The sequence below is a fragment of the Streptomyces sp. CNQ329 genome (assembly GCF_000482585.1).
On the sequence record NZ_AXVU01000005.1, the window covers coordinates 201,159 to 216,182 of the forward strand.

The following is a 15,024-nucleotide window of genomic DNA, read 5'->3' on the forward strand; positions in this document are numbered from 1 at the left end:
GGACCCGTCCGCCCCGCCTCCCGCGCCCGCCGTGCCCCCCGGCGCCCTCTCACTCCGGGTGGGTGACCAGCACCTCCACCCCGTCCGCCTGCAGGGCGTCCAGGTCCGCCGGCGGGATGCCCGAGTCGACGATGACCAGGTCGAAGGCCGTCACCGGGGCGAGCTGGTACAGGCCCCGGCGGCGGAACTTGGTGTGGTCGACCAGGAGGATCCTGCGGGCGCACGCCTCCATCAGGGCGCGTTTGACCGCCACCGTCTCCTGCGACTGGTGGTAACAGTGGCCGCGGGTGATCGCCGTCGTGGAGGCGAAGAGGGTGTCGGCGTACAGGCTGGTCACCGCGTCGACCGTGCGCAGGCCGAGGAAGGCGTCGTAGGCGGGGTAGTACGTGCCGCCGAGGGAGATCAGCTCGATGCCGGGGCTGCCGGCGAGGACCTGGGTGACCGGGACGAAGTTGGTGATGACGGTCAGCGGCGCCTGCTGGGTGAGCAGCCGGGTCAGGGCCAGGGCCGTGGTGCTGTCGTCGATGATGATCGACTGGCCGGACTTGACCAGCGGCAGCGCGGCGCGGGCCAAGGCGTTCTTCTCGGCCGTCATCGCCTGGGTGCGGTGGCGTACGTCGCCGTGGAAGGCGGTCGAGGGCTGGGCGGTGGCGCCGCCCCGGACCTTGCGGAGCCAGCCTCTGCTCTGCAGGTGGTCGAGGTCCCGGCGGATGGTCATGGGGGTCACGCCGAGTTCGTCGGCCAACTGCTCGATGCGGACGAAGCCTTCGTCCACAACACGGCCTTTGATGCGGTCTCTCCGCTCTCGCGGCTTTCGACCGCTCATGTCGGCCGGCTGCCGGGTCTCTGCCCCCATGAAAGCACCTGTTCTCTTTCTGTGAAGTGAACATTCCCCTATCCGGACGCCACGCGCCGCTCGGGGCGACGTACACGGCGGATGGCGACGCGACTGCCTGCAGTGTCATGGCCCCCCACCGCGTCGGTCATCGTGTCGATGTTAACCACCCCGGAGGGAGCGAACACTCAAAGGGGTGCGTCACGAGGGTTGATTGTTCATTTTCTGAGGCCCGTTGACATGAATGAAACATCCGAGTTTCGTGTGCGTCGCCTTCCACGCATCCAGCGCGCCCCCGGCGCCGGCGCCCCCCGCGCCCATGAGCAAGGACACGAGCAAGGAGTGGACATGAGACGACTCGCCAGTTTTGCTCTCGCCGGCATCCTCGCCACCGGCGCACTGACGGCCTGCGCCGAGGAGCCCGGCAGTTCGGGCGGCGACGGCGAAGGCGGCGGCACCGGGGCCGGCAAGGTCGCGTTCCTGATGCCCGACCTGGCCTCCACGCGTTACGAGCAGTACGACGCCCCGCTGTTCAAGAAGCGCATGGCCGAACTCTGCGACGAGTGCAAGGTCATCTACCAGAACGCCGACAGCGACGCCGCCCTCCAGCAGCAGCAGGCCAACTCCGCCCTGGCGCAGGGCGCCAAGGTCATCGTCCTGGACCCGGTCGACTCCGAGTCCGCGGCGACCATCGTGCAGACCGCGCAGTCGCAGGGCGTCAAGGTCATCGCGTACGACCGGCCGATCCCCACCAAGGCCGCCGACTTCTACGTCTCGTTCGACAACGAGGCGATCGGTGAGTCCATCGGCCAGTCCCTCGTCGACCACCTCGACAAGGAGTCCGCCGAGGGCGGCATCCTCCAGGTCAACGGCTCGCCGACGGACGCCGCCGCCGGGCTGATCAAGAAGGGCATCCACAAGGCCGTCGACGACAGCGGCTACAAGCTGCTCGCCGAATACGACACCCCCGACTGGTCCCCGGAGAAGGCCCAGCAGTGGGTGAGCGGCCAGATCTCACAGTACTCCGGCCGCATCGCCGGCGTGGTCGCCGCCAATGACGGCACCGGCGGCGGTTCGATCGCCGCGTTCAAGGCCGCCGAGGCCCAGGTCCCGCCGGTGACCGGCAACGACGCCGAGCTTGCGGCCGTTCAGCGGATCATCGCGGGCGATCAGTTCAACACCATCTCCAAGCCCATCAAGACCGTCGCCGAGGCCGCCGCCGAGGTCACCTACGACTTCGTGGAGGGCGAGAAGCCCAAGGCCGACACCCGGCTCTTCGACACGCCGTCCCAGCTCTTCCAGCCCACCGTCGTCACGCAGGAGAACCTCAAGGAGGTCATCTTCGGCCCCGACGGCGTGCTGAAGACCGAGGACGTCTGCACCCGCACGTACGCGAAGGACTGCAAGAGCCTCGGGATCGGCTAGCCCGTACGCACCCTGCCCACCGGCGAAACGAAAGGAAACGGGTCACGATGACAGCCCCCGCCGCCCCGGCCGCGCCCAGCGTGCTGTCCCTGCGCGGCGTCAGCAAGCACTTCGGCGCCGTCGCCGCGCTCACCGGCATCGACCTCGACGTGGCCGCCGGCGAGGTGGTGGCCGTCGTCGGGGACAACGGCGCCGGCAAGTCCACGCTGGTGAAGATCCTGTCGGGGGTCTACACCCCCGACGGGGGCACCATCGCCTTCCACGACCGGGAGGTCTCGCTCGGCTCCCCGGCCGACGCGCAGGCCATCGGCATCGCCACCGTCTTCCAGGACCTGGCGCTGTGCGAGAACCTCGACGTCAAGGCGAACCTCTTCCTCGGCCAGGAGCTGCGGCCCTGGATGCTGGACGACGTCACCATGGAGACCCGCTCCTGGGAGCTGCTGCGCGAGCTGTCGGCCCGTATCCCCACCCTGGACGTGCCGGTGGCCGCCCTCTCCGGCGGCCAGCGGCAGACGGTGGCGATCACCCGGGCGCTGCTGGGCAAGCCCGAGGTGATCCTCCTCGACGAGCCGACCGCCGCGCTCGGCGTGGCGCAGACCGCCGAGGTGCTGAACCTGATCGAGCGGCTGAAGAGCAACGGCCTCGGGGTCGTCATGATCAGCCACAACATGGACGACGTACGCGCCGTCGCCGACCGGGTGGCGGTGCTCCGCCTCGGCCGCAACAACGGCGTCTTCGACGCCCGCACCGTCACCTCGGAGCAGGTCGTCGCCGCGATCACCGGCGCGGTGGACAACGTGGTCGCGCAGCGCGCCGCCCGGAGAGCCGCGGCCGGCGAACCGCGGACGGACGCGGCCCCGCGGAAGGAGAAGGAACTGCCGTGACATCCCTGGACACTCCGCTGGGCAAGACCGCCGACCTGCAGGACGAGCGGCTGACGACGCCCCAGGGCATCGGCGACAGCGTGCGCGCCGCCGTCCGCCGCACCCGCGACGGCGACCTGGGCATGCTGCCCGTCGTCGCCGGCATCGTGGTCATCTGGACGATCTTCCAGGCGCTCAACCAGACCTTCCTGTCCAGCACCAACCTGGTGAACCTGGCCTTCGAGATGGTGCCGCTCGGCGTCATCGCGCTGGGCATCGTCTGCGTGCTGCTCGTCGGCCAGATCGATCTGTCCGTCGGCTCGGTCAGCGGCGTCTCGGCCGCGGCCACCGCCGTCGTCATGGTCAAGCACGAGCAGCCGCTGGTGCTGGCCCTCGCCGTCGCGATCGCCGGCGGCTGTGTGATCGGCTGGCTCTACGGCCAGATACTGAACCGCTTCGGCGTGCCCAGCTTCGTCGTCACGCTGGGCGGGCTGCTGGCCTTCCTGGGCGTGCAGTTGTGGCTGCTGCGCGACCAGAACGCGATCAACATCCCGTTCGACTCACCGCTGGTGAAGTTCGCGCAGGTGTGGTTCGTCCCCGAGGCGCTCGCCTACGTCTTCGCGGTCGCGGCGGCCGGCGGCTTCCTCGCCGTGGGCTGGGTACGGGCCCGCAGCCGGCGCCGCGCCGGGCTGTCGTCGGCGTCGATGCAGTGGCTCGGGCTGCAGGCGGGACTGCTGGCCGCGGGGCTGCTGTTCACGGTCTTCTACCTCAACCGCACCCGCGGCGTCCCCTGGATGTTCATGCTCTTCGTCAGCCTGGTGCTGATGGTGCACTACGTCCTCACCAAGACGAAGTTCGGCCGCTCCCTCTACGCGGTCGGCGGCAACGCGGAGGCGGCCCGCCGGGCCGGCATCGACGTCCGCGCCGTCTACACCTCCGCGTTCGTGATGTGCTCCGCGCTGGCGGCGACCGGCGGCGTGCTCGCGGCGGCGCGGCTGGCCGCGGCGAACCAGTCCACCGGCACCGCGGACGTCAACCTCAACGCCATCGCCGCCGCGGTCATCGGCGGCACCAGCCTCTTCGGGGGCCGCGGCTCGGCGTTCGCCGCGCTGCTCGGAGTGCTGGTCATCCAGTCGATCTCCAGCGGTCTGACGCTGCTCAACCTCGACTCCTCGTACCGCTTCATCATCACGGGCCTGGTGCTGCTCGTCGCCGTCGCCCTCGACTCCGCGGCCCGCCGGTCGCGGCAGGCACACGGAAGGGGCTGACGGCATGGCGCACGAGGACGCGACCGCGATCGCGATCGATGCCGGCACCACCGTCGTCAAGGTCGTCGGCTACGGCCCGGACGGCGCGGAACTGACGGTCGGCCGGCGGCCGACCCGGGTGACGCGGCCCCGGCCGGGCTGGGCCGAGCAGGACATGACCGACGTGTGGGACGCGGTGGCCTCCGCCGTACGGGAGGTGGTCGCGGCGCTGCCCGCGCCGCCCGCGTTCGTCGCGGTGACCGGGCAGGGCGACGGGGCCTGGCTGATCGACGGCGCCGGGCGGCCCACGGGTCCCGCGGTGCTCTGGAACGACGGCCGCGCCGCCGGGATCGTCGGCGACTGGGAGCGGGACGGGACCGTGGACGAGGCGTTCCGCATCTGCGGCTCGCGGCTGTCCACGGGCATGCCGAACGCCGTACTGGCGTGGCTGCGCGCGCACGACCCGGACCGCGTCGCCCGCTCCCGGCACCTGCTGACCTGCGGCGGCTGGCTCTTCTACCAGCTCACTCGACAGCCGGCCGTCGACGAGTCGGAGGCCGCGGCGCCGTTCCTGGACATCGCCGGGCGCACCTGGTCGGACCGGCTGTTCGAGCTGTACGGGGTGGAGTGGGCCCGCGACCTGCTGCCGCCGCTGCGCGACGACGACCACCGCGTCACCGCGCTCGACGCCGCCGCCGGCGCCGAGACCGGGCTGCCGGAGGGCATCCCCGTGGTGCTCGCGCCGTACGACATCTGCGCCACCGCGATCGGCTCCGGCGCGGTCAGCGCGGGCCGCGCGTGCACCATCCTGGGCACCACGCTCTCCACCGAGATCGTCACCGACGCACCGCCCGCCGGCGGCGACCCCGTCGGCATCACCGTGCCCCTCGGCGTCCCCGGCCACTACCTGCGCGCCTTCCCCACCATGAGCGGCGGCGACATGCTCGACTGGGGCGCCAGACTCCTCGGGCTGTCGTCGGCCGCCGAGCTGATGGAACTGGCCGAGCGCGGCGCCGAGGACACCGCGGGGGTGCGGTTCATGCCGTACCTCTCCCCGGCCGGGGAACGCGCGCCGTTCTTCGACCCGGCCGCCCGCGGCTCCCTGACCGGCCTGTCACTGGACAGCGGCCGGGAGGACGTGGCGCGCGCCGTGGTGGAGGGGGTCGCCCTGGCGATCCGCGACTGCCTCGCCGCCTCCCCCGCCGAGCCCGGCCTGCTGACTCTCAGCGGCGGCGGCACCCGCAGCCGGTTCTGGACGCGGCTGATCTCCGATGTCACGGGCGTGCCCGTGGCGATCCCCGCCGACACCGAGATCGGCGCCCGAGGCGCGTGGCTGACCGGTGCGGTCGCCACCGGCCGGGAGCCGGACTTCGCGACCGCGGCGGCCCACCAGGTGCGGATCGCCGCGGCGTACGAACCGGACCACGCCCGCGCCGCCGACGGCCGGTACGCCGAGTTCCTGGAGCTGCGCGAGCTGCACCGGCCGGTGTGGGCGCTGGGCCGCGAGCGTACGGCGGACGGCAACGGGACCGCGCACTCCGGTGGAGCCGGCGCATGACCGACCCGGCTCCGGACGCCTGGCTCGGCATCGACCTGGGCACCCAGGGCGTCCGCGCGGTGGCCGCCGACTCCGCGGGGCACCTGCTCGGCACGGGAACCGCCCCGCTGACCAGCGACCGGCGCGGCGAACGCCACGAGCAGAACCCGGACGAGTGGTGGCGCGCGGTCTGCGCCGCCGTCGGGCAGGCCCGCGCCGCGGGCGCCGACCCGCGCCGGATCCGGGCCGTGGCCGTCGACGCCACCTCCGGCACCGTCACCCTGACCGACCGGCGCGGGCACGCCGTCACCCCCGCCCTCATGTACGACGACGGGCGCGCGGCCGCCGAGGCCGAGAAGGCCAACGAGGCCGGCGAGGCCCGGTGGACCCGGGCCGGCTACCGGCGGATGCAGCGCTCCTGGGGGCTGCCGAAGCTGCTCTGGCTGCTCGACCGGCATCCGCGGGCCGCGGCGGACGGGTGGCGGCTGGCCCACCAGAACGACGTGGTCAACCGCCGGCTCGTCGGCCACGACGTACCGGCCGACACCAGCAACGCGCTCAAGACCGGCGCCGACGCCGCCGCGGTGGCCTGGCCCGGGAAGGTCTTCGCCGACCTCGGCATCCCCGTGGAGGTGCTGCCGGGGCTGGTGCCGCCCGGCACCGTGCTCGGCGAGGTCTCGGCCGCGGCGGCCGAGGAGACCGGCCTGGTCGCGGGCACCCCCGTGGTCGCCGGTATGACCGACGGCTGCGCGGCCCAACTGGGCTCCGGTGCGACCGCGGTGGGGAGCTGGAACTCCGTCATGGGCACCACGCTGGTGCTCAAGGGCGTGACCGCCGAACTGGTCCGCGACCCGGCGGGCGTCTTGTACTCGCACCGCTCGCCCGCCGGTACCTGGCTGCCCGGCGGCGCGTCCAGCGTCGGGGCCGGGCTGGTGGCGCGGGAGTTCGCCGGCGCCGACCTGGACCGGCTGACGGCCGAGGCGGCGGAGCTGCTGCCCACCGGGCTGCTGCGTTATCCGCTGGTCTCGCCCGGGGAGCGCTTCCCGTTCGTCGCCCCCGCCGCCACGGCGTTCCGCAGCCGTCGGGCCACGGGCCCCGCCGAGGACTTCGCGGCGCTGCTGCAGGGGGCCGCGTACGCCGAGCGGCTCTGCTTCGACTACGCAGACCTGCTCGGGGCGCCCGCCACCGGGGCCGTCGTCCTCACCGGCGGCGCGACCCGCAACCCGGTGTGGAACCAGCTCCGCGCCGACGTCCTGCGCCGCCCGGTGACGCTTCCGCGCAACGCGCAGCCGGCGCTCGGCATGGCCGTGCTGGCCGCCGCCGCCCTCGCCGAAGGCGGCAGCGGCGGCGAGGGAGGCGGTCCCGGCGCGGGCGGCGCCCTGGACCGCGCCGCCGCCGCGATGGTCCGGGCCGACCGCACCGTGGAGCCCCGCGACACGTACCGATCCGCCCACGACGAGGGCTACGTCCGGCTCGTCGACCTGCTGGCCCGGCGCGGCTGGCTGCCCGAGGTCGTCGCGGCCCACGCACGAGAAAGGACCGCGTCTTGAGCCTCAACGTCATCTTCGTCCGGCACGGGGAGAGTGTCTGGCACGGCGAGAACCGCTACGCCGGCGCCACCGACATCGACCTCACCGACCACGGCCGCGACCAGGCCGCCGCCCTCGCCGACTGGGCGGCGCAGGCGGGCCTCACGGCCGTGTGGTCCTCCCCGATGCTGCGCTGCCGGCAGACGGCGGCCGCGAGCGCGGCGCGCGCCGGACTGCCGCTGCACCTCGACCCGCGGCTGCGCGAGCTGGACTTCGGCGTCGCCGAAGGGCTGACCCGCGCCGAGATGCGCGAGCGGATGCCGGAGGCGGTGGCGTCCTTCGAGGCCGACCCCGTGGCCAGCCACTTTCCCGGCGGGGAGGATCCGGCCGGGGTCGTCGAGCGGTACGTCGACTTCCTCACCGGCCTGCGCGCGGAGCACGACGGCGGGGAGCGCGGCGAGGGGGGCGGCAGCGGCGGGAAGGGCGCCGCCCGGATACTCGTCGTCGCCCACTCCACCGCCATCCGGCTCACCCTGTGCCGGCTGCTCGACCTGCCGCTGCGCGACTACCGCCGCCGCTTTCCGCACCTGGCCAACTGCGCCCTCAACGAGCTGGTCCTCAGCGACGGCACCCCCTCGCTGCTGACGCTGAACCGTCCCGTGACCCCCGGAGTGCCCGCGTGACCACCATCCTCGCCGCCGGCGACCACTTCGTCCGCAACGACCTGCTTCTCGACCGGCTGCGCCCGGTCGCCCCCGACGCCGCGTTCCGCGAGCTGACCCTGCCCTGGCCCGTCGAGCCCTTCGGCCCGGTGGCCGAGGTCCGCGAGGCGTCGGGGACGGAGGACCAGCTCATCGAGGCCCTGGACGGGGTGGAGGTCTGCGTGACGCAGATGGCTCCGCTGACCGAGCGGATCCTCGCGGCCAGCCCCGCCCTGCGGCTGTTCTGCGTCAGCCGCGGCGGCCCCGTCAACGCCAACCTCGATGCCGCCACCCGCCACGGCGTCGCCGTGACCTTCGCCCCCGGCCGCAACGCCACGGCCACCGCCGAGCACGCCGTGGCCCTGATGCTCGCCGCCGCCCGCCGGGTCCCCGCCGTGCACGCGGATCTGGCGGCCGGCACCTGGCGCGGCGACTACTACCGCTACGAGGCCGTCGGCCCGGAGCTGGAGGGCAGCACGGTCGGCATCGTCGGCTACGGCGCCATCGGCTCCCGCGTGGCCCGTATCGTGCGCGGCTTCGGCGCCCGCGTGCTCGTCGCCGATCCCTTCGCCGACGCGGCGGCCGTCGCGCCGGACGAACTCGTCGGCCTCCCCGAGCTGATGAATCGTTCCGCCTTCGTCACGGTGCACGCCCGCGCCACCCCGGAGACCGAAGGACTGATCTCCCGGGAGCTGCTCGGCCTCATGCCCGCCGGCGGCGTTCTCGTCAACTGCGCCCGCGGCTCCCTCGTCGACTACGACGCGGTCTGCGACGCCCTCGACGAAGGCCGGCTCTTCGGTGCCGCGTTCGACGTGTTCCCCGTCGAACCGCTGCCCTCCGACTCGCGACTGCCCCGTACCCCGGGCGTCGTGATGACCCCCCACCTGGCCGGCGCCAGCCGCCAGACCGCCCACAACGCGGCCGGCATGGTCGCCGCCGAGGCCGGCCGCCACCTGGCCGGCCGGCCACCGCTCCACTGCGCGAATCCGGAAGTGCTCACCAGATGAACCCGTGGAAAGGAACCCGCATGCGCGGCAAGTTCCGTACGGCCACAGCGGCCGTCGTCGCCGGCATAGCCGTCCCCGCCCTCCTCCTCACCGCCGCCCCGGCAGGCCACGCGGCCGCGGACGCCGCCCCCGTGGCGAAGCCCCTCCCGCCCGAGCTGCCCACCCACATCGAAGGCGGGGCCTGGCCGACGAGCCACGTCCAGGGGGTCACCGTCGACACCGAACGCGGCCATGTCTACTGGTCGTTCACGCAGATGCTGGTCAAGACCGATCTCGACGGCAACGTCATCGGTACCGTCGAGGGCCTCACCGGCCACCTCGGCGACATCGACCTGAACGACCGCGACGGCCGCGTCTACGGCTCACTCGAATACAAGGCGGAGGAGGCGTTCTACATCGCCGTCTTCGACGTGAACAAGATCGACCGGGTCGGCATGAACGCCGAGACCGACGGCGTGATGACCGCCGTGCACCTGGAGGAGGTCGTCGAGGACTTCACCGCCGACATGAACGGCGACGGCGTCTTCGACGGCGACACCGCGAACACCCCCGACCACCGCTACGGCTGCTCCGGCATCGACGGCGTCTCCTTCGGCCCGGAGTTCGGCAAGCGCGGCGGGGCGCAGAAGCTGATGGTCGCGTACGGGGTGTACTCCCATACCGAGCGCACGGACAACGACCACCAGGTGGTCCTGGAGTACGACGTGCGCGACTGGCGCCGTTACGAGCGGCCCCTGTCGCAGGCCGACCCGCACCGCAGCGGGCCGAAGCGGACGGACGGCAAGTACTTCGCGTACACCGGCAACACCACCTACGGCGTGCAGAACCTGCAGTACGACCCGCACACCCGCAACTGGATCATGGCGGTCTACGACGGCGTGAAGGAGGGCTTCCCGAACTACTCGTTCTTCACCGTCGACGGCTCGAAGAAGCCGGTGCGCGGCGAGATCAGGGGCCAGGCCGAGCCGGAGCAGGGCAAGCTGCTGACGCTGCGCGACGCGGGCCTGAACGACCCGGCGACGGGCGTGCGCGGCTGGGAGTTCCACGGCAACTACGGCATCGACGCGCTGGGCGACGGCCGCTACTACGTCGCCGAGGGCCGGGCCGTGACCGAGGACGGGGTGAAGAAGCAGGAGGGCGAGGTCTACCTCTACCGCTGGACGGGCGAGACCCCGACGCCGTTCGAGCGCGTCGAGGACTGACGGGGGCGCTCCCGCACCTCCCGGGCCCGCGTGTATCGGGGGCGGGCCCGGGGGGCTCCGGCCGTTAGCGGTCCTGCCCGTCGGCGGGCAGGAGCCGCAGGGAGACGGAGTTGATGCAGTAGCGCTGGTCGGTCGGCGTCGGGTAGCCCTCACCGGTGAAGACATGGCCCAGGTGGGAGCCGCAGCGCGCGCAGCGCACCTCGGTACGGACCATGCCCAGCGAGCGGTCCTCGATCAGCTCGACGGCCTCGCTCTGCGCCGGGTCGTAGAAGCTCGGCCACCCGCAGTGGCTCTCGAACTTCTCCGTGGAGCGGAACAGCTCGGCCCCGCAGGCGCGGCACTCGTAGACGCCCTCGGTCTTGGTGTCGGTGTACTCGCCGGTGAAGGCGGGCTCGGTGCCCGCCTGCCGCAGGACGCGGTACTCCTCGGGCGACAGCTCCGCGCGCCACTGCTCGTCCGGCTTGTCGACCTCGTATGTCATCTCAGCCCTCCAGTCGGGACAGGATCCGGTCGCCCAGCTCGGTGACGTCCCCTGCCCCCATGGTGAGAACGAGATCACCCGGCTTCGCCATTCCTGCGACCAGCCCCGGGACGGCGGCCATGTCGGGCGCGGGGGTGACGTCGGCGCCCCGGGCACGGGCCGCGTCGATGATGATGTCGCTGGTCACGCCCGGGATGGGGTCCTCGCGCGCCGGATAGATGCCGAGCACGACGGAGGCGTCCGCGAGGGCGAGTGCCTGGCCCATCTCGGCGCCCAGCTCGCGGGTGCGCGAGAACAGGTGCGGCTGGAAGACGACGAGGATGCGGCCGGAGCGCCCGCCGTGGCCGTCGTCGGCCGCGGCCCGTACGGCCTCCAGGTCGGCACTCATCTCCGTGGGGTGGTGCGCGTAGGTGTCCACGACCCGGACGCCCGCGGCCGTGCCCTTCGACTGCAGCCGCCGGCCGACGCCGGTGAAGGACGCGAGCGCCGGCGCCAGCTCCGCGGCGGGCACGCCGGCCGCGGCGCCGGCGGCCAGGGCGGCGACGGCGTTGTGGGCGTAGTGGCGGCCGGGGACGGAGACGCCGAAGGTGTGCTTCGCGCCGTCGAGCACCACGGTGACCTCGCTGGCCAGGCCGCGAGGGGTGACGGAGAGCACGCGCGCGTCGGCGTCGGGTGACTCGCCGTAGGTGACGGTGCGCACCCGGCCGCCGGCCAGCCGGCGGGTCAGCTCGCGGGCACCGGGGTGGTCGGCGGAGACGACGAGCGTGCCGCCGGGGACGATGCGGTCGGCGAAGGTCTCGAAGGAGGCGTAGATCTCCTCCAGCGAGGCGTAGTTGGCGTGGTGGTCCAGCTCCACGTTGAGGACGATGGCGACCTCGGGCGCGTACTTGTGGAAGCTGCGGTCGCTCTCGTCCGCCTCGGCGACGAAGAGGTCGCCGGTGCCGTGGTGGGCGTTGGAGCCGGGGGCGTCGATGTCGCCGCCGATGGCGTACGACGGGTCGCGGCCGAGGGTGCGCAGGGCGACGGCGAGCATCGAGGTCGTCGTCGTCTTGCCGTGGGTGCCGGCGACGGCGACCGGGCGCAGCCCGTCCATGACGGCGGCGAGCGCGTCGGAACGGTGCACCACGGGCAGGCCGCGCTCGCGGGCGGCGGCCAGCTCGGGGTTGTCCTCACGGATGGCGGAGGAGACGACGACGGCGGTGGCGCCGGGGTCCAGGTGCCCGGCGGCGTGGCCGAGATGCACGACGACCCCCAGCTCGCGGAGCGCGGCGACGGTGCCGGACTCGCGTGCGTCGCTGCCGGCGACGGCGGCGCCGCGCTGGGCGAGGATCTTCGCGATGCCCGACATGCCGGCGCCGCCGATGCCGACGAAGTGCGGACTCTCCAGCGTGGGCGGGATCCCCGGGGTCATGTGGTGCGCTCCTTGGGCTCGGGTGGGACGCGACGATTCTCGCACCCCGCGCCGACATTCCGGGTCCGGGCCACGGGGGCGGGGCCGCGGCCCCGCCCCCGTGCCGACGCCGCCTCAGCGGCCGTGCGCGAAGAGCTTCAGCACCGGCACGCCGACCTTGTGCCGTGCCCGGGACGCCCAGTCGCGGTGGAAGAACTCCTCCACCAGATGCGGCGCGGTGAGCACGATGACCTCGTCGGCGTGCGTCTGCTCCACGACGGACTGCAGCACGTCCAGCGGATGCCGGTCGACGATCTCCCCGACCGCCTCGGCGCCCTGCTCGCGCAGCGCCTTCAATGAGTGCTCCAGCGCCAGCTTGGCGGTGGGCAGCGCCTCGTGCCCCTCCGGCTCGTCCGTCTCGCGGACCGCGTCCTCCAGCTCTCCGAGGGCGACGTCGTCGAGCGCCCGCAGGAGCACTCCCTGGTCTCCGCGGGGTTGCAGCAGCACGACGAAGCTGACGGGCTCCTGGCCGTGGAGGGTGGTGACCATCTCCACATCCACGGGTGCGAGCGGCTTCTCGATCATCAGGACGGTGGTGAACACGATGAACGCCCTTCTTCCGCGCAGGCACACAGACCACGTCAGAAACGATCCTGCGACGTAGTCTGCCCCAGCACGTCTAAGCGGAACTTGAGATTCCGCAGATTGTCAGTACCGACGGTAACGCGTGAACAGAAAGCCGGCCTCCTCCATGATCGACTCCAGGCCGAGGCTGAGCGGCTCCGCCAGCGGGGCGGTGCCGTGCATGATCCGGGGCGCGGCCCCCAGCGCCACCCGGGGCGCCAGGGTCAGGCACAGCTCGTCGAGCACCCCCGCCCGGGCGAAGCCCTCCAGCACCGAGGGCCCGCCCTCCGTGAGCAGCCGCCGGTGACCGCGCTCCGCGAGCGCGGCGACCGCCGCCGCCGGGTCGGCTCCCCGGCCCTCCCCCGCCACGATGACCTGTACCCCCGCCGCCCGGGCCGCCGCCACCCGCTCCGCTGCCGCCCGAGCGCCCGTGAGCAGCAGCGTCGGCACGGCCGGCTCGGTGAACAGGGGCAGCGAGAAGTCCAGGTCGAGCGAGGCGGAGAGCACCGCGACGGGCGGTGCGGGGGCCTGGCCCGCCGCGGCTCTGCGGGCAGCGAAAGCGTCCCGGGCGCGGGTGGGCCGGTACCGCTCCAGGCGTACCGTTTCTGCGCCCACGATCACCACATCCGTCAGCGCACGCAGCACGCCGAAGAGGCGCATGTCCGCCGGGGACGACAGCGGCTGCGAGCGCCCCTGGAAGGACGCGGCGCCGTCGACGGAGGCGACCATGTTGGCCCGGAGCCACACGCCGTCCCCCGGGGGGTAGGCATAGACGCCCGCCAGCTCGTCCAGGGACCACTCGCGGTCGGCGAGCGCGGACGGATCTGCGGTGACGGGGAGCAGGCGACGCATAAGCGGCAGTCTGACATGACGCACTGGTGTACGGCTTGCCGAGGCGGCGACCGTACAGTGGGAACGTGGCTTCCACCTCCGCCTCCACCGCCGACACGCCCTGCGGCATAGCCCCGGCCCCGGGCACGCTCACCGGCCGCGAGCCGCGCGTCCCCACCGAGCGGCTGGTCGCCGAGCTGGTGCCGCCACCCCGCTTCGACGCGGTGCGCTTTTCGACGTACGTCCCGGATCCGGCCCGCCCCAGCCAGGCCGAGGCCGTACGCGCCCTCGCCGCCTTCGCGGCGGGGATCGGCGGCGGCGCGAGCGCCGTGGGCGGCCGGCGGCCCTGGTGGCGGCGGGCACCGAAGGAGCCGGCCGGGCCGCGCGGGGTGTATCTGGACGGCGGCTTCGGCGTCGGCAAGACCCACCTGCTGGCGTCGCTGTGGCACGCCACCGAGGCGGCGCCCGAGCGCAAGGGCTTCTGCACCTTCGTCGAGCTGACGAACCTGGTGGGCGCGCTGGGCTTCCAGCAGACGGTACGCGCCCTCGGCGGCCACCTGTTGCTGTGCATCGACGAGTTCGAGCTCGACGACCCCGGCGACACCGTGCTGATCTCCAGCCTCCTCGGCAAGCTGGTGGAATCCGGCGTGGCGCTGGCCGCCACCTCCAACACCCTGCCGGACAGGCTGGGCGAGGGCCGCTTCGCCGCGGCGGACTTCCTGCGCGAGATACAGGGCCTGGCGGCCCGGTTCCGCCCCCTGCGCATCGACGGTGACGACTACCGCCACCGCGGCCTGCCCGCCTCCCCCGCCGGTGACGCCCCGCTGACCGACGAGGCCGTCACCCGCGCCGCCCGCACCGCGCCCGGCGCGACGCTCGACGCCTTTCCCGACCTCCTGGGCCACCTCGCGCGCGTCCACCCCAGCCGCTACGGCGCGCTGGCCGACGGCGTACGGACCGTCTGCCTGACCGGCGTGCGGCCGGTGACCGACGAGGCGACGGCGCTGCGGCTCGTGGTGCTCGCGGACCGGCTGTACGACCGGGAGATACCCGTGCTCGCCTCCGGCGTCCCGTTCGACCGGCTCTTCGGCGACGACATGCTCGCCGGCGGGTACCGCAAGAAGTACTTCCGCGCGATATCCCGGCTCACCGCGCTGGCCCGCGACGCCCGCGGTGACCTGGACGAACGGGACACCCCGGGCGAGCCGGTGACGGGCGGAGGCAGCGGTGGCGCACCCTCGCCACAGGAGTAGACCCTTCACACACCTGTCACCTGGTTCACTTTCACTTCACCGAGTGGTACACACGGTCTGGTCACCGTTTTTCTGGTTTTCCTGTCCGTCAGCAGGGAG

At 73.2% G+C, this 15,024-nt stretch carries 14 protein-coding genes; 9 read left to right on the plus strand and 5 right to left on the minus strand.

Translation table 11 applies throughout. From position 1 onward, the window contains the following. Nucleotides 1-49 precede the first annotated feature (49 nt). Nucleotides 50-826: a DeoR/GlpR family DNA-binding transcription regulator gene (locus tag I003_RS0104870; RefSeq protein WP_027770482.1), complete on the minus strand. Its 777-nt coding sequence runs from the start codon at nt 824-826 to the stop codon at nt 50-52. Nucleotides 827-1,183: 357 nt separating this feature from the next. Here I003_RS0104870 and I003_RS0104875 point away from each other — a divergent pair, with 357 nt between their 5' ends. The 8 genes from I003_RS0104875 to I003_RS0104910 are packed head-to-tail and all read left to right on the plus strand — an operon-like array spanning nt 1,184 to nt 10,346. Next, a complete protein-coding gene (locus I003_RS0104875) occupies nt 1,184-2,260 on the plus strand; it encodes an ABC transporter substrate-binding protein (protein ID WP_027770483.1) in 1,077 nt (358 codons plus the stop codon). 47 nt (nt 2,261-2,307) lie between these two features. After that, entirely contained in the window at nt 2,308-3,144 is an 837-nt protein-coding gene (locus I003_RS0104880; protein WP_027770484.1) for an ATP-binding cassette domain-containing protein, read from the plus strand. Next, complete coding sequence (locus I003_RS0104885) at nt 3,141-4,391, plus strand: ABC transporter permease subunit (RefSeq protein ID WP_027770485.1); 1,251 nt, start codon at nt 3,141-3,143, stop codon at nt 4,389-4,391. Before I003_RS0104880 ends, I003_RS0104885 begins: the two co-directional genes overlap by 4 nt. A 4-nt stretch (nt 4,392-4,395) precedes the next feature. Further along, on the plus strand, nt 4,396-5,928 hold the full coding sequence (locus I003_RS0104890) for an FGGY-family carbohydrate kinase (RefSeq protein WP_027770486.1): 1,533 nt from the start codon (nt 4,396-4,398) through the stop codon (nt 5,926-5,928). Continuing rightward, on the plus strand, nt 5,925-7,457 hold the full coding sequence (locus I003_RS0104895) for an FGGY family carbohydrate kinase (protein ID WP_027770487.1): 1,533 nt from the start codon (nt 5,925-5,927) through the stop codon (nt 7,455-7,457). Before I003_RS0104890 ends, I003_RS0104895 begins: the two co-directional genes overlap by 4 nt. Next, a complete protein-coding gene (locus I003_RS0104900) occupies nt 7,454-8,119 on the plus strand; it encodes a histidine phosphatase family protein (protein WP_027770488.1) in 666 nt (221 codons plus the stop codon). Before I003_RS0104895 ends, I003_RS0104900 begins: the two co-directional genes overlap by 4 nt. Beyond that, complete coding sequence (locus tag I003_RS0104905; protein WP_027770489.1) at nt 8,116-9,144, plus strand: 2-hydroxyacid dehydrogenase; 1,029 nt, start codon at nt 8,116-8,118, stop codon at nt 9,142-9,144. Before I003_RS0104900 ends, I003_RS0104905 begins: the two co-directional genes overlap by 4 nt. A gap of 20 nt (nt 9,145-9,164) precedes the next feature. Beyond that, the gene (locus tag I003_RS0104910; protein WP_027770490.1) at nt 9,165-10,346 is read left to right on the plus strand and encodes a hypothetical protein; all 1,182 of its coding nucleotides are present in this window, start codon (nt 9,165-9,167) and stop codon (nt 10,344-10,346) included. Between the two features lie 64 nt (nt 10,347-10,410). Here the strand turns inward: I003_RS0104910 and msrB are convergent, their stop codons facing one another. The 4 genes from msrB to I003_RS0104930 form a co-directional block, all read right to left on the minus strand. After that, nucleotides 10,411-10,827, minus strand: coding sequence for a peptide-methionine (R)-S-oxide reductase MsrB (gene msrB / locus I003_RS0104915; protein WP_027770491.1), 417 nt, complete (start codon nt 10,825-10,827; stop codon nt 10,411-10,413). A 1-nt stretch (nt 10,828) separates the two neighbouring features. Continuing rightward, nucleotides 10,829-12,238, minus strand: a complete 1,410-nt coding sequence (gene murC / locus I003_RS0104920; protein WP_027770492.1) for a UDP-N-acetylmuramate--L-alanine ligase — start codon at nt 12,236-12,238, stop codon at nt 10,829-10,831. A 114-nt stretch (nt 12,239-12,352) separates the two neighbouring features. Continuing rightward, complete coding sequence (locus I003_RS0104925) at nt 12,353-12,820, minus strand: hypothetical protein (protein WP_027770493.1); 468 nt, start codon at nt 12,818-12,820, stop codon at nt 12,353-12,355. A 105-nt stretch (nt 12,821-12,925) separates the two neighbouring features. Further along, nucleotides 12,926-13,693 (minus strand): dihydrofolate reductase family protein, encoded by a 768-nt coding sequence (locus tag I003_RS0104930; protein ID WP_027770494.1) that lies wholly within the window; start codon nt 13,691-13,693, stop codon nt 12,926-12,928. A gap of 65 nt (nt 13,694-13,758) precedes the next feature. Here I003_RS0104930 and zapE point away from each other — a divergent pair, with 65 nt between their 5' ends. Then, nucleotides 13,759-14,925, plus strand: a complete 1,167-nt coding sequence (zapE, locus tag I003_RS0104935; RefSeq protein WP_027770495.1) for a cell division protein ZapE — start codon at nt 13,759-13,761, stop codon at nt 14,923-14,925. The last annotated feature ends 99 nt before the right edge of the window (nt 14,926-15,024 follow it).

What these genes read in the sequence shown, in the direction of transcription:
- I003_RS0104870 (WP_027770482.1), bottom strand. Translation starts at nt 826, where the DNA reads ATGAGCGGTCGAAAGCCGCGAGAGCGGAGAGACCGCATCAAAGGCCGT.
- I003_RS0104875 (WP_027770483.1), top strand. Translation starts at nt 1,184, where the DNA reads ATGAGACGACTCGCCAGTTTTGCTCTCGCCGGCATCCTCGCCACCGGC.
- I003_RS0104880 (WP_027770484.1), top strand. Translation starts at nt 2,308, where the DNA reads ATGACAGCCCCCGCCGCCCCGGCCGCGCCCAGCGTGCTGTCCCTGCGC.
- I003_RS0104890 (WP_027770486.1), top strand. Translation starts at nt 4,396, where the DNA reads ATGGCGCACGAGGACGCGACCGCGATCGCGATCGATGCCGGCACCACC.
- I003_RS0104895 (WP_027770487.1), top strand. Translation starts at nt 5,925, where the DNA reads ATGACCGACCCGGCTCCGGACGCCTGGCTCGGCATCGACCTGGGCACC.
- I003_RS0104910 (WP_027770490.1), top strand. Translation starts at nt 9,165, where the DNA reads ATGCGCGGCAAGTTCCGTACGGCCACAGCGGCCGTCGTCGCCGGCATA.
- msrB (WP_027770491.1), bottom strand. Translation starts at nt 10,827, where the DNA reads ATGACATACGAGGTCGACAAGCCGGACGAGCAGTGGCGCGCGGAGCTG.
- murC (WP_027770492.1), bottom strand. Translation starts at nt 12,238, where the DNA reads ATGACCCCGGGGATCCCGCCCACGCTGGAGAGTCCGCACTTCGTCGGC.
- I003_RS0104930 (WP_027770494.1), bottom strand. Translation starts at nt 13,693, where the DNA reads ATGCGTCGCCTGCTCCCCGTCACCGCAGATCCGTCCGCGCTCGCCGAC.